The 22210-nt window shown below is 67.4% G+C and carries 22 protein-coding genes and 1 tRNA gene; 9 read left to right on the top strand and 14 right to left on the bottom strand.

Annotation, left to right across the window (positions count from 1 at the left end; translation table 11 throughout):
- Nucleotides 1–7: 7 nt before the first annotated feature.
- The 4 genes from B841_RS01575 to nth form a co-directional block, all read right to left on the bottom strand.
- The gene (locus tag B841_RS01575) at nucleotides 8–1195 is read right to left on the bottom strand and encodes a MarP family serine protease (RefSeq protein WP_020933727.1); all 1188 of its coding nucleotides are present in this window, start codon (nucleotides 1193–1195) and stop codon (nucleotides 8–10) included.
- 79 nt (nucleotides 1196–1274) lie between these two features.
- Nucleotides 1275–2009, bottom strand: a complete 735-nt coding sequence (locus B841_RS01570; RefSeq protein ID WP_020933726.1) for an NUDIX hydrolase — start codon at nucleotides 2007–2009, stop codon at nucleotides 1275–1277.
- Between the two features lies 1 nt (nucleotide 2010).
- Nucleotides 2011–2619, bottom strand: a complete 609-nt coding sequence (locus tag B841_RS01565; protein ID WP_245561053.1) for a TlpA family protein disulfide reductase — start codon at nucleotides 2617–2619, stop codon at nucleotides 2011–2013.
- A 28-nt stretch (nucleotides 2620–2647) separates the two neighbouring features.
- Nucleotides 2648–3451: an endonuclease III gene (nth, locus tag B841_RS01560; RefSeq protein WP_020933724.1), complete on the bottom strand. Its 804-nt coding sequence runs from the start codon at nucleotides 3449–3451 to the stop codon at nucleotides 2648–2650.
- A gap of 349 nt (nucleotides 3452–3800) precedes the next feature.
- Here nth and glxR point away from each other — a divergent pair, with 349 nt between their 5' ends.
- A complete protein-coding gene (glxR, locus tag B841_RS01555) occupies nucleotides 3801–4484 on the top strand; it encodes a CRP-like cAMP-activated global transcriptional regulator GlxR (RefSeq protein WP_020933723.1) in 684 nt (227 codons plus the stop codon).
- A 69-nt stretch (nucleotides 4485–4553) separates the two neighbouring features.
- Here the strand turns inward: glxR and B841_RS01550 are convergent, their stop codons facing one another.
- The 4 genes from B841_RS01550 to B841_RS01540 form a co-directional block, all read right to left on the bottom strand.
- Entirely contained in the window at nucleotides 4554–5372 is an 819-nt protein-coding gene (locus B841_RS01550) for an MBL fold metallo-hydrolase (protein WP_041631687.1), read from the bottom strand.
- Nucleotides 5373–5460: 88 nt separating this feature from the next.
- A complete protein-coding gene (locus B841_RS01545; protein WP_020933721.1) occupies nucleotides 5461–5922 on the bottom strand; it encodes a RidA family protein in 462 nt (153 codons plus the stop codon).
- The gene (locus tag B841_RS13965) at nucleotides 5923–6078 is read right to left on the bottom strand and encodes a hypothetical protein (RefSeq protein WP_020933720.1); all 156 of its coding nucleotides are present in this window, start codon (nucleotides 6076–6078) and stop codon (nucleotides 5923–5925) included.
- 32 nt (nucleotides 6079–6110) lie between these two features.
- Nucleotides 6111–6428, bottom strand: a complete 318-nt coding sequence (locus B841_RS01540) for a WhiB family transcriptional regulator (protein ID WP_020933719.1) — start codon at nucleotides 6426–6428, stop codon at nucleotides 6111–6113.
- Nucleotides 6429–6580: 152 nt separating this feature from the next.
- Between B841_RS01540 and B841_RS01535 the strand changes: the two genes are divergently transcribed.
- Nucleotides 6581–9031, top strand: a complete 2451-nt coding sequence (locus B841_RS01535) for a transglycosylase domain-containing protein (RefSeq protein WP_020933718.1) — start codon at nucleotides 6581–6583, stop codon at nucleotides 9029–9031.
- 6 nt (nucleotides 9032–9037) lie between these two features.
- Here the strand turns inward: B841_RS01535 and B841_RS01530 are convergent, their stop codons facing one another.
- Nucleotides 9038–9514, bottom strand: a complete 477-nt coding sequence (locus B841_RS01530) for a GatB/YqeY domain-containing protein (RefSeq protein WP_020933717.1) — start codon at nucleotides 9512–9514, stop codon at nucleotides 9038–9040.
- Nucleotides 9515–9556: 42 nt separating this feature from the next.
- Between B841_RS01530 and B841_RS01525 the strand changes: the two genes are divergently transcribed.
- Nucleotides 9557–10459, top strand: coding sequence for a metallophosphoesterase (locus B841_RS01525; protein ID WP_020933716.1), 903 nt, complete (start codon nucleotides 9557–9559; stop codon nucleotides 10457–10459).
- Nucleotides 10460–10545: 86 nt separating this feature from the next.
- Nucleotides 10546–10622, top strand: a tRNA-Pro gene (locus tag B841_RS01520).
- 194 nt (nucleotides 10623–10816) lie between these two features.
- Here B841_RS01520 and B841_RS01515 read toward each other — a convergent pair.
- The 3 genes from B841_RS01515 to B841_RS01505 all read right to left on the bottom strand — a co-directional run bounded on the left by B841_RS01515 (nucleotide 10817) and on the right by B841_RS01505 (nucleotide 14631).
- Complete coding sequence (locus B841_RS01515) at nucleotides 10817–12364, bottom strand: hypothetical protein (RefSeq protein ID WP_020933715.1); 1548 nt, start codon at nucleotides 12362–12364, stop codon at nucleotides 10817–10819.
- 64 nt (nucleotides 12365–12428) lie between these two features.
- Nucleotides 12429–12851, bottom strand: a complete 423-nt coding sequence (locus B841_RS01510) for an Ohr family peroxiredoxin (protein WP_020933714.1) — start codon at nucleotides 12849–12851, stop codon at nucleotides 12429–12431.
- A 202-nt stretch (nucleotides 12852–13053) separates the two neighbouring features.
- On the bottom strand, nucleotides 13054–14631 hold the full coding sequence (locus B841_RS01505) for a catalase (RefSeq protein WP_020933713.1): 1578 nt from the start codon (nucleotides 14629–14631) through the stop codon (nucleotides 13054–13056).
- Between the two features lie 154 nt (nucleotides 14632–14785).
- Between B841_RS01505 and B841_RS01500 the strand changes: the two genes are divergently transcribed.
- The 4 genes from B841_RS01500 to B841_RS01485 all read left to right on the top strand — a co-directional run bounded on the left by B841_RS01500 (nucleotide 14786) and on the right by B841_RS01485 (nucleotide 18570).
- Nucleotides 14786–15352 (top strand): RNA polymerase sigma factor, encoded by a 567-nt coding sequence (locus tag B841_RS01500; RefSeq protein ID WP_020933712.1) that lies wholly within the window; start codon nucleotides 14786–14788, stop codon nucleotides 15350–15352.
- Nucleotides 15353–15466: 114 nt separating this feature from the next.
- Nucleotides 15467–16822 (top strand): YkvI family membrane protein, encoded by a 1356-nt coding sequence (locus B841_RS01495; protein ID WP_020933711.1) that lies wholly within the window; start codon nucleotides 15467–15469, stop codon nucleotides 16820–16822.
- A 60-nt stretch (nucleotides 16823–16882) separates the two neighbouring features.
- Nucleotides 16883–17893 (top strand): cation transporter, encoded by a 1011-nt coding sequence (locus B841_RS01490; protein WP_020933710.1) that lies wholly within the window; start codon nucleotides 16883–16885, stop codon nucleotides 17891–17893.
- A gap of 242 nt (nucleotides 17894–18135) precedes the next feature.
- Nucleotides 18136–18570, top strand: a complete 435-nt coding sequence (locus B841_RS01485; protein WP_020933709.1) for a DUF4383 domain-containing protein — start codon at nucleotides 18136–18138, stop codon at nucleotides 18568–18570.
- Between the two features lie 77 nt (nucleotides 18571–18647).
- On the opposite strand, the gene B841_RS01480 is transcribed toward B841_RS01485, so the two are convergent.
- Both B841_RS01480 and B841_RS01475 read right to left on the bottom strand, forming a co-directional pair.
- Nucleotides 18648–19679, bottom strand: a complete 1032-nt coding sequence (locus B841_RS01480) for an aspartate-semialdehyde dehydrogenase (RefSeq protein WP_020933708.1) — start codon at nucleotides 19677–19679, stop codon at nucleotides 18648–18650.
- A 37-nt stretch (nucleotides 19680–19716) separates the two neighbouring features.
- The gene (locus tag B841_RS01475) at nucleotides 19717–20982 is read right to left on the bottom strand and encodes an aspartate kinase (RefSeq protein ID WP_020933707.1); all 1266 of its coding nucleotides are present in this window, start codon (nucleotides 20980–20982) and stop codon (nucleotides 19717–19719) included.
- A gap of 131 nt (nucleotides 20983–21113) precedes the next feature.
- Here B841_RS01475 and B841_RS01470 point away from each other — a divergent pair, with 131 nt between their 5' ends.
- Nucleotides 21114–21953: a DMT family transporter gene (locus tag B841_RS01470; RefSeq protein ID WP_041631686.1), complete on the top strand. Its 840-nt coding sequence runs from the start codon at nucleotides 21114–21116 to the stop codon at nucleotides 21951–21953.
- The last annotated feature ends 257 nt before the right edge of the window (nucleotides 21954–22210 follow it).

The raw sequence follows: 22210 nt of genomic DNA, 5'->3' as shown, positions 1-22210 counted from the left end.
CTCTTTTTTAACTCACGCACTGCTGCGTGTCGACGGGTTGCGTGTAGGCCGTCACGTCGCCCACCCGCTCGGCGACCTCCCCGGCGGTGAGCGCGTAGCCGGTGTCGCTGTCGTCGACGGCCGCGCCGAAGACCACGCCCAACACGTCGCCCGAATCGTTCAGAAGCGGCCCGCCGGAGTTGCCCTCCCGGATGGAGCCGCGCACCGTGTAGGCCTCCCGCTCCACGCGCCCGGTGGCGTAGATGTCGGGGCCCGCGATGGTCAGCCGGTCGCTGATGCGGGCGGGTGCGGCTTCGAAGGGGCCGGATTCCGGATACCCCATGACCACGGCGTCCGCGCCGGTGTCCGCGGGGGCCTCGGCCCAGTCCAGCGGCGTGATGGCCAGGCCCGGGGCGTACAGCACCGCGATGTCCACGCCCGGGTCGTAGTAGACCACGTCGGCCTCCTGCATACCCAGCACCGTGTCCAGGCGCACCCGCTCCGTGCCGGCGACCACGTGCGCGTTGGTGATCACGTAATCCTCCTCGGTGACGAATCCGGACCCCATGAGGCGGCGGCTGCAGGTGCGCGAGTCACCCAGGATGTGGATGACCGACGGCCGCAACTCCTCGACGAGTTCACGGTCGGCGACCTCAATGTTGGGCGCCTCCACTTCGGCGGGGGCACGCTCCAGTGACTCGATGATCGGCGGCAGGCCGGACTGGCTGAGCATGGCCGAGGCCTCGGCGGGCAGCTCCCGCCAGGAGTCGGGCACGACCTTGCCGACGCCGCCCAGCACCGCGGAACCGCGGATGGCGGCGGCCGCGCCCGGCCCCAGCCCCGCGGCCAGAGGAATCGCGATCAACCAGACGACCAGCAGGACGGCGACGAGCTGGAAGGCCGCGCCGACCACCGAATCGAGGCGCTGGGTGAGGCGTTGGCGCATCCGCCCGCGCACGCTCGCGCCCAAAGTGGCGCCGATGAGATTGCCGAGGCTGACCAGCAGCACGACCACCCCCAACGCCAACAGCAGCCGCAGGGGCACCGACTCCGTCAACCCCATCACCGGCGGGGCGGCCACGAAACCGATGATCAGGCCCGCGACGACGCCGACCGCGGAGAGGACGGACGAGATCGCGCCCTGGCGCCAGCCGCTGGTCAGGGCGAGGACGCCGACGAGCACGATGACGGCGTCGACGATGAGGCTGGCGGTCACGGGGATACGGCTCTTTTCTGTGTCTACGTCAGATCGACGCCGCTGACGGCGACGACGTTATTTTGCACAGCGTACCGGTTTAGTCCATTGATTCATTGTTGCGCGAGGCCGCGAGGACCGTCGACAGGTCGTGCACGGTGTCCCGATCCCACTCGTCCTCCCAGCCGGCGGTGGCCAACGCGGAGGCCAGCAACCCGCCGGTGAACCCCCACACGACGTAGCCGCGGACCTGGAAGGCGGGTCCCCGCCAAGGGCCCCACCCGACGGTGAGGCGGCTGGCCGGGTCGGCGAGCTCCTCGATGGAGGCGGTGAACACGTCGTCGGTCTCCTCCTCGCTGGCGGGATACAGCTCCTCCGGTTCGTCCCAGTAGGCGATGATCGGGTGGACGGGGTAGCCGTTGGAGCGCACGTGCATCTCCGGCAGCTGCGCGATGGGGGTGACGGAGTCACGCCGCAGGCCGGTTTCCTCCCAGGCCTCGCGCAGGGCGGTGTCCACGACGTTGTCGTCGGTGGCGTCGATGCGCCCGCCGGGGAAGGCCATTTGACCGGAGTGGGTGCGCATCGTCGGCGCCCGGTGGGTCAGCAGCACCCCGGCGTCGGCGGGCAGCGCCGTCGCGTCACGGGCCCCGGCGAACAGCATGAGGACGGCGGCCTGCTTGTCCGGCCGCGGCCGCACGCCCGGTTTCACCCCAAGAGTGCGGCGGATGGCTTCGGTGTCGGGGGTTTCGGTCAGCGGCCGCAGCCACTCCGGCGCCGTCTCCGGCCGCAGAACCGTGTTTCTGCCCGGCTGATCCGGGTAATCGGGGTAGGTCACCTCACACCTCCGCGGCGGCGACTGCCTCGTCCACCGCGGCGGCCAGTTCCGCGGTGGATTCGAAAGGCTGGGGGTACATGGCCAGTTGTTCGGTTCCCTCGAATATTACCGTGATGGGCACCACCGCGGGCAGGCCGAGCGTGCCGGCGAAGGTGTTGTCGCTGTCCTGGTAGCTGGGCATCTCGACGCCGAGGTCGTTGAGGAAGGCGGCGCCGTTGCCGGGGTTGCCGTCGGCGTGGACGCCCACCACGGTGTACTCGGGGTACTCGGCGGCGAAGTCGTCGAAGTAGGGCAGCTCGTCGCGGCAGGGCCCGCACCACCAGGCCCAGAGGTTGACCACGGTGATCCCCTCGGCCTGCGGCTGCGCGCCGGTCTCCGCGCCGAGGCACGGCAGCGCGATCCCGCCGGCGCCGTCGGCCGGGCAGTCGGGGCGGGCGGGGACGTCGTCCTCGTCGCCCTCTGCCGGGGTCTCGGCCGGCGTGGTCGCTGCGGTGGGGGCCGCGGCGTCGTCCGCCCCCGGCCCGGCCTGCAGGAGGTACACGGCGCCGGCGATCACGGCGACGGTCGCGATCACGGCGGCGACGGTCATCGCCACGATGCTTCGATTCAACTGCTGCTCCTTAGCGTTGTTTTCGCGCTCAGCCGTCCAGCCCGGCCAGCGCCAGGAGGTGGTCGCGGTCGGGGCTGGTGATCAGCGCGGCCGCGTCCTCCGGGTCGGCGGGGCCGGCCACGCCGTAGCTGGGGCAGTCGTAGGCGATCGGGCAGGCCCCGCACGCGGCCTTGCGGGCGTGGCAGATGCGGCGGCCGTGCCAGATCACCCGGTGGGAATACATCGTCCACTCGGACTTCTCGATGAGGTCCCCGACCGCACGCTCGATCTTGACGGGGTCTTTTTCCTCGGTCAGGCCCCACCGCCGCACCAGGCGGGAAAAGTGGGTGTCCACGGTGATGCCGGGATGGTCAAAGGCGTTGCCGCGGACCACATGGGCTGTTTTCCGGCCCACGCCGGGCAAGTCCACGAGGTCTTCGAGGGCTTCGGGCACCTGGCCGTCGTGGCGGGCCATGAGCGCCTCCCCCAGCCCGATGAGGTGGCCCGCCTTGGCCCGGTAAAAACCGGTCGGGCGGATGAGCCGCTCCACGTCGGCGCGGTCGGCGGCGGCGTAGGCGGCGGCCGTCGGATAGCGCTTGAACAGGGCGGGCGTGACCTGGTTGACGCGCACGTCGGTGGTCTGGGCGGACAGCACCGTCGCGACGAGCAGTTCCAGGGGGTTGGTGTAGTCGAGTTCCGCGTGCGCGTCCGGGTAGGCCGCGGCCAGGGTGCGGTTGATGCGGCGGGCCCTGCGGGTGCGCCCCAGGTCGGTTTCGGCGCCGTGGGCGGCCGGGTGCGCGCCTACGGCCCGGCGTCGGGCGGGAGTGCGGGAACCTGCGGGTGGCGACGACATAAATCCCACCTTAGCGGTGCCGTCCAGAACCGCTAAGCTGTTGGCATGCTCATACTGCTGGTAGTGCTGGTGCCTGTGATACTCGCGCTCTTTCTCATCTGGATGGAGGGTCTGGAGTCCTTGATCTTGAACCGTCAGCTGGCCAAGACAAGTTCTCCCGAAGAGTAGATCTCCACCTTAAGTAGCATATTTGTTAAGGTAGTCGAGATGTGACTTTATGCCCACCGCATAGTGACAGTGACAAATTCAACGTTTACAGTGGGCACGTGGGCCGTCACCACGGAGAACGTGCCGTTGCGGACAGACAACACAGTCGGCTACATCCGACTCGACACCAAGGAGTGACAACATGGAGGGCGTCCAGGAAATTCTGGCCCGCGCCGGCATCTTTCAGGGAGTTGATCCCGAGGCCGTCGCAGACCTGATCAGCGATATGGAGTCGGTCCGCTACCCGCGCGGCACCACCATCTTCGAAGAAGGCGATCCCGGAGACCGCCTGTACATCATCACCGCGGGCAAGATTAAGCTCGCCCGGCACGCCCCGGACGGGCGCGAGAACCTGCTGTCCGTGATGGGCGCGTCCGACATGTTCGGCGAGCTGTCCATCTTCGATCCGGGGCCGCGCACCTCGTCCGCGGTGTGCGTGACCGACGTGCAGGCCGCGACGATGACCTCGGAGATGCTGCGGAAATGGGTCGACGATTATCCGTCGATCTCCCAGCAGCTGCTGCGGGTGCTCGCCCGCCGTCTGCGCCGCACCAACTCCAACCTGGCCGACCTGATCTTCACGGACGTGCCCGGCCGCGTGGCCAAGACGCTGCTGCAGCTGGCCAACCGCTTCGGCACCCAGGAAGGCGGCGCGCTGCGCGTCAACCACGACCTCACCCAGGAGGAGATCGCCCAGCTGGTCGGCGCCTCCCGCGAGACGGTGAACAAGGCCCTGGCCACCTTCGCCCACCGCGGCTGGATCCGCCTGGAAGGCAAGTCGGTGCTCATCGTCGACACCGAGCACCTCGCCCGGCGCGCCCGCTAAGCCCCCGCTCCACACAGATCGGCGCCCAGGAGGGAAACCCTCCTGGGCGCCGAGTGGTTGCGGGGCGCGTTATTCGCCGATTTCCGCCAGGTAGCGCAGCGCCACGCGCGTCGACTGCTGGGCGGCCCCGCGCAGCACCGGGTCGACGTCGTCGTACATGTTCTCCACCAGGGTGCGCAGATCGATGTCGGTGCCGTGTTCGGCCCGCTGCTCCCGGATCTGCCGCAGCCGGTAGTTGCGGCGCTCGATGTACTTCTGCGCCATCACGGAGGTGTCCGGCAGGTTTGCGCCGTGGCCCGGCAACAGGGGGACGCCTTCGCCGCGGGTGGCCAGCAGGTCCAGGGAATCGAGGTAGTCCCCCAGGTCGCCGTCGGTTTCGGAGATCATGGTGGTGTGGCGGCCGACGATCGTGTCGCCGGAGACGATGCCTTCCAGGGCCGTTTTTTTGGCCTCGCCGGACCAGACGAAGAAGCTCGTGGAGTCCGCGGTGTGGCCGGGGGTGTGCACGACCTCGATCTCGGGGGTGACGTCGTCCAGCGAGATGATTTCGCCGTGCGTCAACGCTTCCGCGTCATCGGAGCAGTACCGTTCGTCGAAGGCGCGGATCGGCGCACCCGTCAGCTGGCGCAGGCGGCGGGCGCCTTCCGCGTGGTCGTCGTGGCGGTGGGTGAGCAGGATCAGCGCCACCCGCTCCCCCCTCGCCGACAGGATGTTGAGATGTCCCTCGTCCTCCGGTCCCGGGTCGATGACGATGGCCGCGTCGTCCTCCGGGGCTCGCACCAGCCATGAGTTCGTCCCCTCCAAGGCGGTGTAGCTGGGATTTGCGCACAAGACCACGGAGGTGGACGTGGTCACCGGTCGCAGTTGGCTATACGCAGGATGCTCCATGGCCAACAGCCTACCGCCCGCCAGGCGTTTCGCAGAAACAAATCAGGCCCTCCCTAAGGGAGGGCCTGAGTCACTGTCGGGCGGGGCGTCAGGACGCGACTTCGACGACGACCTCGACCTCTACCGGCGCATTCATCGGCAACACGGCCACGCCCACGGCGGAGCGGGCGTGGATTCCGGCGTCGCCGAAGACGTCCTGCATGAGGTTGGAGGCGCCGTTGGCCACCTGCGGTTGGCCGTGGAAATCTGTTTCGGAGGCGACGAACACCACGACCTTGAGCACGCGGGCGACGTTGTCGATCCCGACTTCCGCGTCAATGGCCGCCAGCGCGTTCAACGCGGCGGTGCGGGCGTAGCCCTCGCCGTCTTCCGCGGAGACCTCGCCGCCGACTTTGCCTGTGGCCGGCAGGGAGCCGTCCACGAACGGCAACTGGCCGGAGGTCCACACCTGGTCGCCGACGCGCACGGTGGGCACGTAGGCCGCCACGGGCGCGGCCACGGCGGGCAGCTCGACGCCGAGCTCACCCAGGCGGTCAGTCACGGCGCCCATCTACTGCACCTCGCGCTTCATGTAGGCGACGGAGTTTTCGGGGTTGGGCCCCGGCTGAACGGTCACGAGCTCCCACCCGTCCTCGCCCCAACTATCGAGGATCGCCTTGGTGGCATGGCTCAGCAGTGGCACGGTCGCATATTCCCATTTAGTCATACCGTTCACCCTACAGACTTCCGGGCGCCGTTTTAGACGCCGTCGATTTTCCCGCCGTGGGCCAGGTAACCGGCCCAATCCTCGATGTCGGGATTCCTCTTCAGCAGCGCGCGCCGCTGCCGCTCCGTCAGCCCTCCCCAGACGCCGAATTCAATGCGGTTGTCCAACGCGTCCGAGAGACACTCCACCGCCACCGGGCACCCGCGGCACACCGTGGCCGCCTCCCGCTGCTGCGCGCCACGGACGAACAGCGCGTCCGGATCCCCGTTACGACATACGGATCGAGCGACCCATTCATCGCGCTCAAAGCTGAGCGGCCGAGTTTTCGAACCATCCACTTGCACGGCCATCCCGAGATCCTCCCGTCGTTTGTAAAAGCTATAGATTCAGGAGGTTATTCTAAGCACAAAATAATATTCCCGTCGAATACGTCACACTTTGTGGGGGATCGTGGCCCCCGCAAAGATGTCGCTTCATTCCTTCAGCCCGTAGGGTATGGAGCGTGAATGATGCGAAGAATCTCAGCGCCACCGTCAAGATCATCCTCGCCACCGTCTTGGCCGGAGTTCTCGGCGCCCTGGCCATGGCCCCGGTCGCCGGCGTCTCGGGGGCTGCCGTCGCACGCACCAATGAAACGATGCAGTCCAACCTCGCGGACATGACTGACGGGTGGACGCCGGGGGTGACGACCATCAACGACGCGACCGGCGAGCCCATGGCGTGGCTCTACGATCAGCGCCGCCATCCGGTGTCGGGAGAGCAGATCTCGCAGAACATGAAGGACGCAATCATCTCCATCGAGGATCACCGCTTCTACGAGCACGAGGGCGTGGACATTCAGGGCACCCTGCGCGCCCTGGTGACCAACCTGCTCGCCGGCGGGGTGGAGCAGGGCGCGTCCACGATCAACCAGCAGTACGTGAAGAACTACCTGCTGCACGTCGAGGCCGACTCCTCCGAGGATCAGGCCTCCGCCACCGAGCAATCTATTCCCCGCAAGCTGCGGGAGATGCGCATGGCCACCCAGCTCGATGACGAGCTGGAGAAGGACGAGATCCTCACGCGCTATCTCAACCTGGTGCCCTTTGGAAACCACGCCTACGGCATTGAGGCCGCGGCCCGCACTTACTTCGGGCTCTCCGCGGCCGAACTGAACGTGCCGCAGTCCGCGATGCTGGCGGGCATGGTGCAGTCCTCGGAGTACCTGAACCCGTACACCAATTACGACGTCGTGGTGGAGCGCCGCAACACCGTGCTGCAGTCGATGGCCGCGTACGGCTACATCGATCAGGCCACGGCCGACGCCCACGCGGCGGAGCCGTTGGGGGTGCTGGAGTCGCCGGCCACCCTGCCCAACGGCTGCATCGGGGCCGGCGATCGCGGCTTCTTCTGCGACTACGCCGTGACCTACCTGCAGGCCAAGGGCATCACGGAAGAGCAGCTGCGCACCGACTCCTTCACCGTCACCACCACGCTGGACCCGCAGGCCCAAAACGTCGCGCACGACACGGTGACCAGCATGGTATCTCCCTCCCAGCCGGGCGTGGCCGAGGTTCTCAACGTGATTGAGCCGGGCCAGGACAGCCGCGACATCCTCGCGATGGTCTCTTCCCGCGACTACGGCCTCGACCTGGAGGCGGGCCAGACGTACCTGCCGCAGCCAAGTTCGCTGATCGGCAACGGCGCGGGTTCGGTGTTCAAGGTCTTCACCGCCGCCGCGGCCATGGAGCAGGGCGTGGGGCTGGACACCACCCTGCCCGTGCCCACCCGCTACGAGGCCCGGGGCATGGGTTCCGGCGGCGCCGCGGGATGCCCGCCGAACACCTACTGCGTGGAAAACGCCGGCACCTACCAGTCGCAGATGACGCTGGAGGAGGCCTTGGCCTACTCCCCGAACACGACCTTCATCATGCTCATCGAGCAGGTGGGCGTGGAGGCCGTGGTGGACATGTCCGTCAAGCTCGGCCTACGCAGCTACACCGAGGAAGGCACCTTCAACGACGAGTACTCCATCGCCGAGTACTTCAAGGAGGCCAACCTCGGCTCCTACACCCTGGGCCCCACCGCGGTGAACCCGCTGGAGCTGTCCAACGTGGGCGCCACCCTGGCCTCCTCCGGCCGCTGGTGCGAGCCCAACCCGATCTCCTCCGTCCAGGACCGCACGGGCCAGGAAGTCTTCCTCGAGCGTCCCGAGTGCGAGAGCGTGCTCGACGCCGACCTGTCCGATTCCCTGGCCAGCGCCATGACCGCGGACACGGAGTACGGCACCGCCGCGGGCGCCGCCAACGCCACCGGCTTCACCGGCACCGCGGCCGCCAAGACCGGCACCACCGAGTCCCACCAGTCCTCCGCGTTCCTGGGCTTCAACAGTGAAGTGGCGATGGCGCCGTACATCTACAACGACGGCACCAACACCACGCCTTTGTGCACCTCCCCGGTGCGCCAGTGCTCCGGCGGCTCGCTCTACGGCGGCCTGGAGCCGGCCCGCACCTTCTACCAGACGGTGCAGCGGATGCCGAGCGCGGCCGCCGGCTACGTCCCGGCCGCCAACTCCCTGTACGGGGCCGGCACGTCCGCCACCTTGTTCAACCAGGTCATCGGGCTATCCGCCGATTCGGCGCGGGTGATGCTCGAAGACGCCGGCTACTCGGTGGCCGACACCCGCCGGGGTGACGGCGCGGGCATGCCCGACGGCGCGGTCTCCCAGGTCTCCATGATCCCGGGCGGGGACAAGGAAGTGGTTCTGCTGGTCTCTGACGGCACACCCACCTCCGTGACGACGCAGGCGGCCCCGGCGCCGGCCCCCGTTCCGGCTCCGGTTCCCGCTGAGGCGGAACCCGCCCCCGCACCGGCCCCCGGGAACGCCCCCGCCCTCCCCGAATTTGGGATCACCGAAGAAGACATCCGCGGCTTTCAGCGCGACATAGACGACTTCCTCGGCTCCCTGCTCTAAGGAGCTTTAACCGGCCAGGCGCTGCTTGACGGCGCCGGACAGGCGCTTGCCGTCCACGCCACCGGCCGCCCGGCCGGTGGCTTCTTTCATGACCTGACCCATCTGCCGCATGCCCACCTCGGAAACGTCGACGCCCTGCTCGGCGGCGACCGCCGCCACGGAGGCGTCCACGATCTCGGCGACGGCGGCGTCGTCAAGCTGCGCCGGCTGGTAGTCCTCCAAGACGGCGATCTCGGCGAGCTCCGTCTCCGCCAAGTCCTCGCGCCCGTTCTGGGTGTAGATCTCCACCGACTCGCGGCGCTTCTTGACCTCCCGGGCGATCACCTTGATCACGTCTTCGTCGGTGGCCTCGCGCTTGGCGCCGGTGGTCTCTTCTGCCTGGATGGCGGCCAGCAGCATACGGATGGTGCCGGTGCGGCCCTTGTCGCGGGCCTTCATGGCCGTTTTCAGGTCTTGGCGGATGGTTTCCTTCAACTCACTCATATCCCCACGGTACTCGCGGGTAGGCTCGACGGGGTGAGTGCGATGAACAAAGTGGTGTTGTCCTCCCTCGGCGCGGGCGCCGCAGCCGGCGTCGGCCTGGCCGCCTGGGGCTACAACCAACTGAACAATTTCCAGCTCAAACAACATGAACTGCCGTTGCTTCCGCCCGGCACGTTGCGCGGCAAGCAGGAATTCCGGCTCCTGCACGTCTCCGACCTGCACATGATCCCCGGCCAGGAGGAGAAAATCGCGTGGGTCTCCGCCCTCGACTCCCTCTCCCCTGACCTGGTGGTCAACACCGGCGACAATCTCTCCGACAAGCGCGCCGTCCCGGATGCCCTGCGGGCCCTGGGCCCCCTGTTGAACCGCCCCGGCATGATGGTCTTCGGCACCAACGACTACTGGGAACCGCGGATGCCGAACCTGGCGAAGTACCTGTTCAAGCGCAAGCGCGCCCCCTCCTACGTGGAGCTGCCGTGGAAAGATCTGCGCGCCGCCTGCGTTGAACGCGGATGGTACGACGCCACCCACAAGCGGCTGGAGTTCCAGGTCGGCCCCGTGCGCATCGCCGCCGCCGGAGTGGACGACCCCCACCACGACTTCGACGACTACGACCTGATCGCCGGCGCCCCCAACGAGGACGCCGACCTGACCATCGGGTTGCTGCACGCCCCCGAACCGCGGGTGCTCGACCGTTTCGCCGCCGACGGCTACCAGCTGGCGCTGGCCGGCCACACTCACGGCGGACAACTGTGTCTGCCGGGCGGGAAAGCCATCGTCACCAACTCCGGCATCGACCGCGGCCGCGCCCAGGGGTTGCACGAGCACAAGGGCATGAAGCTGCACGTGAGCAACGGCCTGGGTACCTCGAAATTCGCCCCGGCCCGGCTGTGGTGCCCGCCCTCGGCCACCCTGCTGCGCATCACGGAGCGTGCCGACGCCTGAGCCGACGCCTGAAAGACGTGTTGCCCAGCCGTTTTGCTTATTCCAAACTCCGTGCGATACAGTGTTTCACGTACCACGGAGTACACCGGGATATGGCGCAGCTTGGTAGCGCGCCTCGTTCGGGACGAGGAGGTCGCAGGTTCAAATCCTGTTATCCCGACCACTGGAAACCCCAGGCTTAATCGCCTGGGGTTTCGTCGTTGTGCGTGCGGGGTGAGTGTGCGCGGTCGCCCTGAGGGGCGTATGCGGAATTCCGGATGGTGATAAACCACGTGACGCGAGATCCTGCGGCGGCGGTTACCTGAATTGTCTGCATCCAGGTCTCACCACCTGCCGAAACCGCAGTGCCCCGCCCCGCTATTCCCGGGAGAAGACTTCCGTCGCGGGCGCTTCGGCGTCAACGTCAACGACGACGTCGTCCCCCTCGGCCCCCGGCTCCCCGCCCGGCGCTGCCGCCGCATCCGCAGCCGCCCGGGGTCGCCCCGTCCCGACGATCACCAGGCCCACGGCCGCGACCACGGCCAGGACCCCCACGCCGAGCCACAACGGCCCGGAGGCGCCGACATTGCCGGCCGCACTGAGGGCGGTCGTCGCCCAGTGCAGGGGCAGCAAAGCGGCGACGACCTGCAGCCAGTCGGCGACCTGGGTGGCGGTGGCGGTCTTCCACACCCAGCCGACGACGCCGAGCTGCAGCACGCCGAGCACCGCCATGACGCCCACGCCGCCGATAACGCCAAAGAGCTTGATTCCGGCGCTCGTCAGACCCACTGCCGCGAGAGCGCCCACGGCGAGCGCCAGGGCGGACAGCCACACGGAGGCGGCGCTCAGCCCGGTCGCCAGGACCAGCAGGGCGACGATGCCGGCGACGAGGGTGGCGGCCGTCCCGCCGAGCACGATGAGCCAGCGACGGGTGGGCAACAGGTGGGCGGCCAGGGCGATCGCGGCGCCGGCGAGCATCACCAGGGCGGCGATGAGCATCGCCACGACCGGGGACAGCGACTGCGTCGGCCCCTCCTCCGTCGCTTCCTCCGCGACGGGGGCCACGGCGGGAAGGGAACGGTTGACGGAATCCACCCGGTTGTGGGCGTTGGTGGCCATGGTGTCGATCTGGGTGGCGCCGTCGTCAAGCTGGGTGATGCCGTCGACGGCCTGGGCCATGCCTTCGTCGACCTCCCCGAGCCCGGCGTTGAGGTCGGCCGCGCCCTGGGTGGCGGCGTAGATGCCGTCATGGAAGGCGAAACCCGGGGTGGTCAGCTGGTTGGCGATCTCTCGGGAACCGTCGCGCAGCGCGATGAGCTGATCGGCCAGGTCGGGGGCGATGTCGACCAAGGTGAGCTGTTCGTTCAGGCCGAGGAGTTCTTCCCGCAGCTCCACCGCGTTCGGGTCGTCGTTGTCTTCCAGCTCCGCGACTGTGCGGTCTACTGCCCCGATGATCTGGCCGCGGATGGCGTCCAAGCTCACGACGCCGTCGACGGCGCCGCCCACGGCGTCCGCGATCTCGGTGGCGCCGACGCCCAACTGGCCCACCCCGGCCTGGATCTCCACCATGCCCTGGGACAGCTCCCCGGCCCCCTCGGCAACCTCGCTGACGCCCTCCTGCAAGGGGGCGACGCCTTCGCGGAGTTCGGCGGCGCCGTCGGCGAGCTCTTCGGTGCCGGTGGTCAGCAGGCTGGCCTGGGCGCCCGCCTCCCCGGCGGCGCGGCGGGCGTCGACGAGGTCTGCGGGCAGAATGGCCTGCGAATCGGCGGGGGCGCCGGTGGCCTCACCGTCGGCGGACCAGGTGCGGGCGGGGTCCATGCCGTCGCCGGCGACGAAGAGCGCGCCGGCGATCAGGGGCAGGACGAGCAGGATGGCGAGGATGGCGCCGCGCACGCCGCGCAGGCGGTTCTGGGACCCGGAAGACATGGCTTCTACGGTATTCCCTCCCAAAACACGGCGGGCGCAGACTCACCGACAAGAGGTGCCGCGGTTAGGCCGCCGGAGCGACCTTCAACTCGACGAGGTCGCCGCGGTAGGCCTTGGACACGGGGCAGAAGTCATGCGTCTTGCGCAGCAGCCCCTCGATGTCGTCGATGCCGGACTGGTTCTCGAAGGACGCCTCGAGCACGGCGCCGAGCTGGAGGCCGCCGTCATCGAGCGTGTAGAAGCTGACGTGCGCGGTGACGGACGGGGTGTGCGCGTCGACGTCGACGCCCTCTTCCTTCATGGTCTTCTGCAGGGCGCCGTTGAAGCAGGCGGCCCACGCGGCGGCGAGCAGCGCCTCCGGGTTGGTGCCGTCTTCCTTGGCGTCGAGCGGGCGCAGGTCCATGTTCATCTGGCCGTCGCCGGTGATGCGGCCGTCGCGGCCGCCGCCGGTGGAGGTGACGGACTGGGTGTATTTCTTCTCTGCCATGGTCTTCTCCTTTATCGTGTGGTGCGGGTTACACCGCCCACGGTAGGTACGTCGACCATGGGTTTCAAGGTTGTAGTCACGCCCGGCCGATCTCGAAACACAGCAAGAAGCGCCCACCGAAAATCGGTGGGCGCTTCTTGTGCCGTGTCAGCGCGCGCGGCGTCCGGTCAGGCCGGCCGCCGGAGCGGGCGTCGGGACTACCTTACTTGTGATCTTCCGGCAGATCCTTCTTGGCGGCGAAGAGTTCCTTGACGCGCTTGCCCAGGTTCTCGTCCACGGAGGACCAGTACCAGTAGCAGCGCTCCTCGACGTCCGGGGAGACGCCGACCATGGCGCCGGTGATGTTGTCCGCCAGCTCCTCCTTCTCCTTGTCATCCATGACCTCACGGTACAGGGTGCCCGGCTGGATGAAGTCGTCGTCCTCGGCGTGCTTGACGTAGGTGCCGCGGTAGAGCTCGTCGCCGTGGGTGTTCAGGCCCACCATGGCGTCGTCCGCCTCACCGTAGTCGTTGGCGTCGCTGAAGTAGTCGCCGTGGTTGGAGGTCACGCCGTCATCCAGGTAGCCGGCGCCCTTGCCGCGGCCGTTCGGGCTGTAGACCGGAGCGTCGGGGTCGTTGTGCTCGTACGCCATCTGCCCCTTGTGGGAGTAGGTGTTGACGTCGCCGTTGACCGGGCGGTTGACCGGCAGCTGACGGTAGTTCGGCCCGATGCGGTAACGCTGCTGATCCGCGTAGGCGAAGATGCGGCCCTGCAGCATCTTGTCCGGGGAGAAGCCCACGCCCGGAACCAGGTTGGACGGGTCCAGGGCGATCTGCTCGATCTGATTGTGGTAGTTCTCCGGGTTGCGGTTGAGCTCGAAGTAACCGACCTTGATGCGCGGGTAGTCCTTCTTGGACCAGATCTTGGTCAGGTCGAAGGGGTTGAAGCGGTAGTCCTCCGCCTCGTCGACCGGCATGACCTGCACGTAGACGTCCCACTTCGGGAAGTCGCCGCGCTCGATGGCCTCCCACAGGTCCTCACGGTGGTAGTCGGCGTTGATGCCGGCCATCTCGGTGGCCTCGGCGTCGGTGAAGTTCTCGACGCCCTGCTGGGAGACGAAGTGGTACTTGATCCAGAAGGCCTCGCCGGCGGCGTTGATCCACTGGAAGGTGTGGGAGCCGTAGCCGTTCATGTGGCGGTTGGTCTTCGGGGTGCCGCGGCCGCCCATCAGGTAGGTGACCTGGTGCGCGGATTCCGGTGCGCGGGTCCAGAAGTCCCACTGCATGTCGGCGGAGCGCAGGCCGTTGGCCTCCAGGCGCTTCTGCGAGTGGATGAAGTCCGGGAACTTCATGGCGTCGCGGACGAAGAAGATCGGGGTGTTGTTGCCCACGATGTCGTAGTTGCCGTCCTGGGTGTAGTAGCGCATGGCGAAGCCGTGCACGTCACGCCAGGTGTCCGGGGAGCCGGACTCGCCGGCGACCGTGGAAAAGCGGATGCCCATCGGGGTGACGGCGCCCGGCTGGAACAGCTTGGCCTTGGTGTACTGGGAGACGTCCTCGGTCACGTGCAGCTCACCGAAGGCGCCGTGGCCCTTGGCGTGCGGGATGCGGTCCGGGACCATCTCGCGGTTGAAGTGGGCCAGCTTCTCCACGAGGTGGATGTCATCGAGAATGACCGAACCCTGCTTGCCCTGGGTGATCGAGTGGTTCTCGGACGGGATCGGGGCGCCGTTGTGGCGGGTGGTGTGCTTGTGCGCGGGGTTGCGGCGACCCTGCGACAGAATGTCGTCGATGTTTGCCATGGTGTGTCTCCTTCGAGTTAAGCGAACCCTATCTATCGTGCGTTACTAATAGTCTAGCTCAACTGATAGGCGCCCGCAAGGCCCAGCATAGAGAAGAAAGTGACGCCCGGCACGGGCCTTAAGACCCTCTTTCTGCCTGCTAACCTCAGTAACCGTGACCAGACATTCCGCGCGTGACGATGAACGCGTCACCGACCTCGCGCTCCTGGCCGGGCGGGGCGACCGCGCAGCGCTCACGGAATTCATCCGCGCAACCCAAGACGACGTCTGGCGTCTGCTCGCCCACCTGGGAGGTCAGGACGTCGCCGACGACCTGACCCAGGAAACCTACCTGCGCGTCATGGGCGCACTCCCCCGTTTCGCCGCCCGCTCCTCCGCCCGCACCTGGCTGTTGTCGCTGGCCCGGCGCGTCTGGGTGGACAACATCCGTCACGACATGGCCCGCCCGCGCAAGTCCGCCACCGAATACGAGGACGCCGCCTCCGCCTCCACCGTCGCCGGCGCCGACCCCTCCTCCTGGTCGGCCTGGATCGACGCCCGTTCGCTCATCGACGACCTGCCGGAGGAGCGTCGCGAAGCGTTGATCCTGACTCAGGTGCTCGGCTACTCCTATGAGGAGGCCGCCAAAATTTCCGACGTGCGCATCGGCACCATCCGCTCCCGCGTCGCCCGGGCCCGCAAGGATCTCATCGCGCAGGAGCAGAAGAAGAACGAGCGCTGACGCCGCCTCAACGCTGACCCGTCTTCCTGTGGCGAGGTTCGCCGTCTTCCAGTTAAGTGGGGGGATACGGACATTCGAACAACGGGCAACGCCCCTGTGAAGGAGACCAGCAGTATGTTCAGAACAGGTTTAGGCATCGCACTGGCTTTCACCGGTGTGATCGTCGGCGCGGGTTTCGCCTCCGGGCAGGAGGCCGTGCAATTTTTCGTGGCATTCGGGACCTGGGGATTGGCGGGCGCCCTCTTAGCCTCCGTGCTCATGATCGTCAGCGGTATCGCCATCCTGCAGTTCGGCAGTTATTTCCAGGCGCAGGAGCACACGGCGGTGCTGTCCCGCATCTCAGGCAAAACCATGTCCTGGCTGCTGGACATCGCGACGGTGGTGACGCTGTTCGCGATCGGCTTCGTCATGTTCGCTGGCGGCGGCTCCAACCTGGAGCAGCAATTCGGGTGGCCGGTGTGGGTCGGCGCGCTGCTCATGCTCGTCCTCGTGCTGGTCACGGGCATGCTGGACGTGGATAAAGTCTCGAAGATCATCGGCGCGGTCACCCCGTTCGTGATCGTGTTCATCGTGTTCGTCACCGTCTGGACGCTGTTCACCGCCGACTACGACGTCGCCGGGTTGAATGTCGCGGCCCAGGAGGTCCAGACCACCTTGCCGAACTGGTGGATCGCCGCGCTCAACTACGTCGGGCTGTGCGTCATGACGGCCGTGTCCATGGCCGCGGTCATCGGCGGCAATTTCTTAGACACCAAGGCCGCCGGCGTCGGCGGGCTGATCGGCGGCCTCTTCTTCCTGGTCATGCTGCTTCTGCTGGTCGCCGCGCTGTTCCTCGAGGTGGAGACCGTCGGCGGCGCGGAACTTCCGGTGTTGGCCCTGATCGACGACATCCACCCGATCCTGGGCCTGCTGATGTCGGTGGTCATCTTCGCGATGATCTACAACACCGCCATCGGCATGTTCTACGCGCTGGGCAAACGCCTGACCCGTAACCGCCGCGAGTGGTACCGCCCGGTGTTCATCGTCGCCTGCCTGATCGGCTTCGGCCTGTCCTTCGTCGGTTTCAGCGACCTGGTCTCCTACGTCTACCCGGCGCTGGGTTACCTGGGCATCGTCATGATCGCGGTCTTGGCTGTGGCGTGGCTGCGTGGCGGTTCGAAGCTGCGCGCGGAGGGTCGCCGCCGCGTGCGCGCGAAGGATCTGACCCGCCGCCGGATGGATCCGCGCCTGCGTTTCACCAAGCGCCAGCAGCGCGAGCTGGGCAAGATCATCGCCGCGTCGAACATCCCGGACGAGGAATTCACGGAGCAGCTGGAGGACGAGATCCACGAGGAGCTCGAGTCCGAACGCGACCTCGACTACGACCGGGAGGACCCGGCCTCCGACGTCGTCTACGTCGACCATTCCGATCCGCAGACCCGCGCGGAGTACGACGCCGGGCAGGGCGGAGCTGACCGGCCGCAGGGCTGACTGGGCTTATCGACGCCCACGTGGCCGTGCACCCGGGCCCGAAAATTGTAGTCTGGGCACATGAGCGCCGCCCCTTCCGGCCACACCCCCTCCCTCCCCGAGCCCCAACGCCGGGCCGCCCGCCTGGGCGCCGTCCTCGCGTGGTGGACGCTGGGTTACCTGCTCGTCGACACCGTCATCCTCTTCCTGATCAAGGGCAACTCCCAGGCGATGCAGGCCGCCTGGATCCAAGACTTGCTGGGCATGGTCCCGCCGCTGGCCTACCTGATCGGCATGCGGGTGGCCCGCCGTCGGCCGACGAGGAACCACCCCTATGGCTTCCTCCAGTCGATGGACGTCGCCCACTTGGTCGCCGGGGCGGCGCTGCTGGCCTTCGGCGGATTCTTGTTGTTTCAGTCCGTGATGACGCTGCTGCGTGCCGAACGCCCGGACGTCGGCGTGTTCGTCGTCTTCGGCCAAGACGTCTGGCAAGGCTGGATCATGATCGGGTTCATGTTCATCACCCTCTTCCCGCCCCTGGCGTTGGGCAGGCTGAAGATGAAACCGGCGAAGATGCTGCACAACAAGGCCCTGTTCGCCGACGCGCAGATGAACAAGGCCGACTGGATGGCCGGGCTGGCCTCCATCGCGGGCATCGCGGGCATCGGCCTGGGCATCTGGTGGGCGGACGCGATCGCCGCGATCATCATCTCCGTAGACATCATCCAGGACGGCTACCAGAATTTACGCGGCTCCCTGACCTCCATGGTGGAAGCGACCCCGAAGACGCTGGGCACCTCCGAGCCGCACCCGGTGCCCGCCCTGGTCAACGCCCGCCTGGCGCAGCTGCCGTGGGTGCGGGAAGTGGGCAACCGCACCCGCGAGGAAGGCCAATACTTCTACGTCGACGCCTACGTGGTGCCCCACCGGGCGAACGAGGTCACGGCCGCCGAGCTCATCGACGCCCGCGAGCTCTGCCAGAACGCGCACTGGAAAATTCACGACGTCTCCGTCATCCCCGTCCGCGAGCTCGGCCCGCTGTTGCGCGTCGACCGCGCGGATCTTGACGACGCGGAACGCCACAGCGCCTGAGGCAAACACGGGACGCCGGGGCAGCGATGGCCGTCTTCCACACTGCCGGCGACGATGCAGATGGCTACGCTGGCAGTGGCACGGCAGTGACGCGTGAGGCGCATGGTACAAGGGCCTCCCTCCGCGGCACGCGCCTCGTCGCTGCGTGTGAATCGACCTCGTCGACTCCGCGGTCGGCCCCACGGAAAGGTGCCATAACGACCACGTCTACCCAGACCGGTACACGCGCCGGTCGTTCACCGGTGCAGATCGTCGCACTCATCTACGGAATCGTCTTTCTCCTGGTCGGCGTCGCCGGCTTCATTCCGGGACTCACCACCAACCTCGATACCCTGCAGTTCGCCGGCCATGAAGGCGACGCGATGTTGCTGGGGATCTTCCATGTCTCCATTCTCCACAACATCGTCCACCTGCTCTTCGGCGTGGCCGGGGTCCTCCTGGCCCGCACGGCGGGCGCGGCCCGCCACTACCTGCTGTGGGGCGGTCTCCTCCACCTCGTGCTGTGCATCTACGGCCTGATCGTCGATTTCGACTCCGCCGCCAACTTCGTCCCGCTCAGCGACGCCAATAACTGGCTGCACCTGGGCCTCGGCGTCACGATGGTGGCGCTGTCGTTCCTCCCGCGCGCCACCCGGCGCGACACCACCGTCCCCGAAACCCGCCCCACCGAGTCCTGACGCGCCCCGAACACACGTGTCCCCGGTGACCGGGCCGTCGTCGGCCAGTCACCGGGGACGCTGCATCCTGAATCTGGCTACACGAGCAGCTCGGCGATCTGCACGGTGTTCAGGGCCGCGCCCTTGCGCAGGTTGTCGCCTGCGACCACGAAGACCAGGCCCTTGTTGTCGTCGACGGTGGCGTCCTGACGGATGCGGCCGACCAGGGACTCGTCGACGCCGGTGGCGGCGAGCGGGGTGGGCACGTCGACGAGCTTGACGCCCGCGGCGCCGTCGAGCAGCTCCTGCGCCTCACCCGGGGTGATCGGGTCGTCGAACTTCGCGTGCACCACCAGCGTGTGGCCGGTGAGCACCGGGATGCGCACGCAGGTGCCCGCGACCTTCAGGTCCGGCAGGCCCAGGATCTTGCGGGACTCGTTGCGCAGCTTCTGCTCCTCATCGGTTTCGAAACTGCCGTCGTCGACGAGGCTGCCCGCGATCGGCAGGGCGTTGAAGGCGATCGGGCCGACGTACGGGCCCAGGTCCTCCGGCTGCAGCTTCGAGCCGTCCTCGACCAGCTCGGCGCGGTCGTCGCCGACCTGGTCGATCTGATGGAACAGGGTCTCCACGCCGGCGAGTCCGGAGCCGGAGACGGCCTGGTAGCTGGCCACGTGCAGGGCGTTCAGGCCGGCGGCCTTGTGCAGCACGCTGAGCACCGGCATGGCGGACATGGTGGTGCAGTTCGGGTTGGCGATGATGCCCTTCTCCAGGTCCTTCGTACCGTCCGGGTTGACCTCGGAGACGACCAGCGGGACGGCCGGGTCTTTGCGGTAGGCCGAGGAGTTGTCCACGACGGTCGCGCCGGCGGCGGCGAAGACCGGGGCCCACTCCTTGGAGGTGGAGCCGCCCGCGGAGAACAGGGCGACGTCGATGCCCTGCAGCGACTCTTCGGTCTGCTGGGTCAGGTCCTCGACCTCGACGTCCTCGCCGCGGAAGGTCAGCACGGAACCGGCCGAACGCGGGGAGGAGAAGAAGCGGACCTTATCGGCCGGGAACTCGCGCTTTTCCAGGATGGAGCGCATGACGCGCCCGACCTGGCCGGTGGCTCCGACGACTGCAACAGTGGTCATGAAAGATGATCTCCTTATATCTGTGGTGCGCTGAGGTTTAACGTCCGGTGCCGGCGTACACGACGGCGGCTTCGCCGCCGCCGAGCTGGAACTTGTCGTGCAGCGCGCGGGTCGCGTTGTCCAGGTCGTGCTCGCGGACGACGGCGGTGATGCGGATCTCGGAGGTGGTGAACATCTCGATGTTGATGTCCTCGTCGCGCAGGGCCTCGGAGAACTCCGCGGTCACGCCCGGGTGGGACTTCATGCCGGCGCCGACGAGCGAGACCTTGCCGATCTGGTCGTCGTAGCGCACGTTCTTCCACTCCCCCTCGATCTCCATCTTCTTGAGGATCTCGAGGGCGCGGGCGCCGTCGGAACGCGGGCAGGTGAAGGTGATGTCGGTGGTGTTGTCGTCCAGCGAAGAAATGTTCTGCAGGACCATGTCGATGTTGATCTCGGCGTCCGCGAGCGCGCGGAACACCTTGGCGGCCTCGCCCGGGGTGTCCTTGACACCCATGATGGTGATCTTGGCCTCGGACTTGTCGGTGGCCACGCCACTGAGTACTGCTTCTTCCACGGGAATATCCTCCATCGAACCGGCAATCAACGTGCCGGTGTCATTGCTATAAGACGACCGTACCCGCATGGGCACGTTGAACGCACGGGCGTACTCGACGCTGCGCAGCACCAGAATCTTGCTGCCCGAGGCCGCCAGTTCCAACATCTCCTCGAAGCTGAGCTTGTCCAGCTTCTGCGCGTCGGGGACGATGCGCGGATCGGCGGTGTACACGCCGTCGACGTCCGAGTAAATCTCGCACACGTCGGCCTTCAGCGCCGCCGCCAGGGCCACCGCCGTGGTGTCGGAACCGCCGCGGCCCAGGGTGGTCACGTCGCGGGTGTCTTTGTTGACGCCCTGGAAACCGGCGACGAGGCAAATTTTACCGTCGTCAAGCGCCTCCTGGATGCGCCCCGGGGTGACGTCGACGATGCGGGCGTTGCCGTGGCGTTCCGTGGTGAGCACGCCGGCCTGGGAACCGGTGAAGGAGTACGCCTCCGCGCCGAGCGACTCGATGGCCATCGCCACCAGCGAGTTCGAGATGCGCTCGCCGGCGGTCAGCAGCATGTCCATCTCGCGCGCCGGCGGGACGGGGTTGACCTGGGCGGCCAAATCCAGCAGCTCATCGGTCGTGTCTCCCATCGCGGAACACACGACCACGACGTCGTTTCCGGCCTTTTTGGTGGCGACGATCCGTTCCGCTACGGCACGGATCCGTTCCGCGCTCTCCAGGGAGGAGCCTCCATATTTCTGAACAATCAGAGCCACCGGCTGGTCACCTTTCGTGTCGTTGGACCCACCACAGTTGTCTTCCGTAGTGAGCAGGGTGATTTCTGTCCCTCATCGTAGCGGTTTACCGCGTGCGCGAAAGAACGAGGTTTCCCAGTACAGTATTGCCCGTGCCTCATCATCTCGTGGCGGTTATTTTCGCGCTCGCCTCCGCCCTCACCATCGCCTGGGGCACCGTCGTCCGCCACCGCATCGCCTCCCGCGTCCCGGTGGGTCAGTCCCCGATCCTGCAGGCGATTCGACGCCCGCTGTGGTGGGCGGGCATGAGCACGGCGATCATCGCCTACATCCTGCAGGTCGTGGCGCTCAGTTTCGGCCCCCTGTTGATCGTGCAACCGATTCTGGTGACGTCGCTGATCTTCACCTTGCTGGTCTCGGCCGCCCACGACCAGAAGCGCGTCTCGGCGAGTGAGCTGTCCTGGGCGATCGTGCTGACCGCCTCGGTCACCGTCGTGATCCTGCTCGGCCGACCCGTGGGCAGCGCCGACCACCCCTCCTTCGCCCGCTGGGCGCCCGCGCTGCTGTTAGGAATCGTGGTGCTGACGGCGATGACCCGGTGGTCCGCGCGGCTGTCGGGCCCGGACCGGGCCTTTGTGCTGGGCCTGGTCACCGGCGCCGTCTTCGGGTTCGTCGCCGTGCTGTCGAAGGCCGTGGCCGACACCTTCACCGCCAACGGGTTGCTCGGTCTGGCCGTCAGTTGGGAGACGTACGCGCTGATTCTGGCCGCGACTCTAGGGACGCTGATCCAGCAGAACGCCTTCAACGCCAGCACCCTGTCGACCTCCTTGCCGGCGATGAAGGCCGGCGAGCCCGTCGTGGCCTTCACGCTGGGCTTTCTCGTGCTCGGCGAGACCTTCCGAGTCACCGGCTGGAATTGGGTGTGGCTGGCTCTGGCGCTGCTCGCCATGATCACGGCCACGGTGATGCTGTCCCGAAAGGGCGCCGCCTGAAGGCCGCGGCGCAGCGTCGATGTCACCTCTGCATTCCTCCCTTTCCGGCCCATCCCCGAGTTATGATGACAACGTCACCGTTACCTCGATGAAAGGCCCACCATGGAACTGCTCTCCTCCGTCTTCTCCATCCTCAACGGCATCGCTACGCTCTCCGGTTACAACGGCAGCGCCGACCTGCTGAGCTCCGTCCTCCCGCTCTAACCCCGCTCACCCCCGGCCTCTCAGGCGGGACGACGGCGGCACATCGGCGTCGG

It is taken from the genome of Corynebacterium maris DSM 45190, assembly GCF_000442645.1.
Lineage (GTDB): Bacteria > Actinomycetota > Actinomycetes > Mycobacteriales > Mycobacteriaceae > Corynebacterium > Corynebacterium maris.
The sequence above is the reverse complement of the archived record's forward strand: the minus strand, read 5'-3'. Positions and strand labels throughout refer to the sequence as shown.

Coding starts and splice junctions, on each gene's coding strand:
- nth (WP_020933724.1), bottom strand. CDS start 3,451: ATGTCGTCGCCACCCGCAGGTTCCCGCACTCCCGCCCGACGCCGGGCC.
- glxR (WP_020933723.1), top strand. CDS start 3,801: ATGGAGGGCGTCCAGGAAATTCTGGCCCGCGCCGGCATCTTTCAGGGA.
- B841_RS01550 (WP_041631687.1), bottom strand. CDS start 5,372: ATGGAGCATCCTGCGTATAGCCAACTGCGACCGGTGACCACGTCCACC.
- B841_RS01545 (WP_020933721.1), bottom strand. CDS start 5,922: ATGGGCGCCGTGACTGACCGCCTGGGTGAGCTCGGCGTCGAGCTGCCC.
- B841_RS13965 (WP_020933720.1), bottom strand. CDS start 6,078: ATGACTAAATGGGAATATGCGACCGTGCCACTGCTGAGCCATGCCACC.
- B841_RS01540 (WP_020933719.1), bottom strand. CDS start 6,428: ATGGCCGTGCAAGTGGATGGTTCGAAAACTCGGCCGCTCAGCTTTGAG.
- B841_RS01530 (WP_020933717.1), bottom strand. CDS start 9,514: ATGAGTGAGTTGAAGGAAACCATCCGCCAAGACCTGAAAACGGCCATG.
- B841_RS01525 (WP_020933716.1), top strand. CDS start 9,557: ATGAACAAAGTGGTGTTGTCCTCCCTCGGCGCGGGCGCCGCAGCCGGC.
- B841_RS01515 (WP_020933715.1), bottom strand. CDS start 12,364: ATGTCTTCCGGGTCCCAGAACCGCCTGCGCGGCGTGCGCGGCGCCATC.
- B841_RS01510 (WP_020933714.1), bottom strand. CDS start 12,851: ATGGCAGAGAAGAAATACACCCAGTCCGTCACCTCCACCGGCGGCGGC.
- B841_RS01505 (WP_020933713.1), bottom strand. CDS start 14,631: ATGGCAAACATCGACGACATTCTGTCGCAGGGTCGCCGCAACCCCGCG.
- B841_RS01495 (WP_020933711.1), top strand. CDS start 15,467: ATGTTCAGAACAGGTTTAGGCATCGCACTGGCTTTCACCGGTGTGATC.
- B841_RS01490 (WP_020933710.1), top strand. CDS start 16,883: ATGAGCGCCGCCCCTTCCGGCCACACCCCCTCCCTCCCCGAGCCCCAA.
- B841_RS01480 (WP_020933708.1), bottom strand. CDS start 19,679: ATGACCACTGTTGCAGTCGTCGGAGCCACCGGCCAGGTCGGGCGCGTC.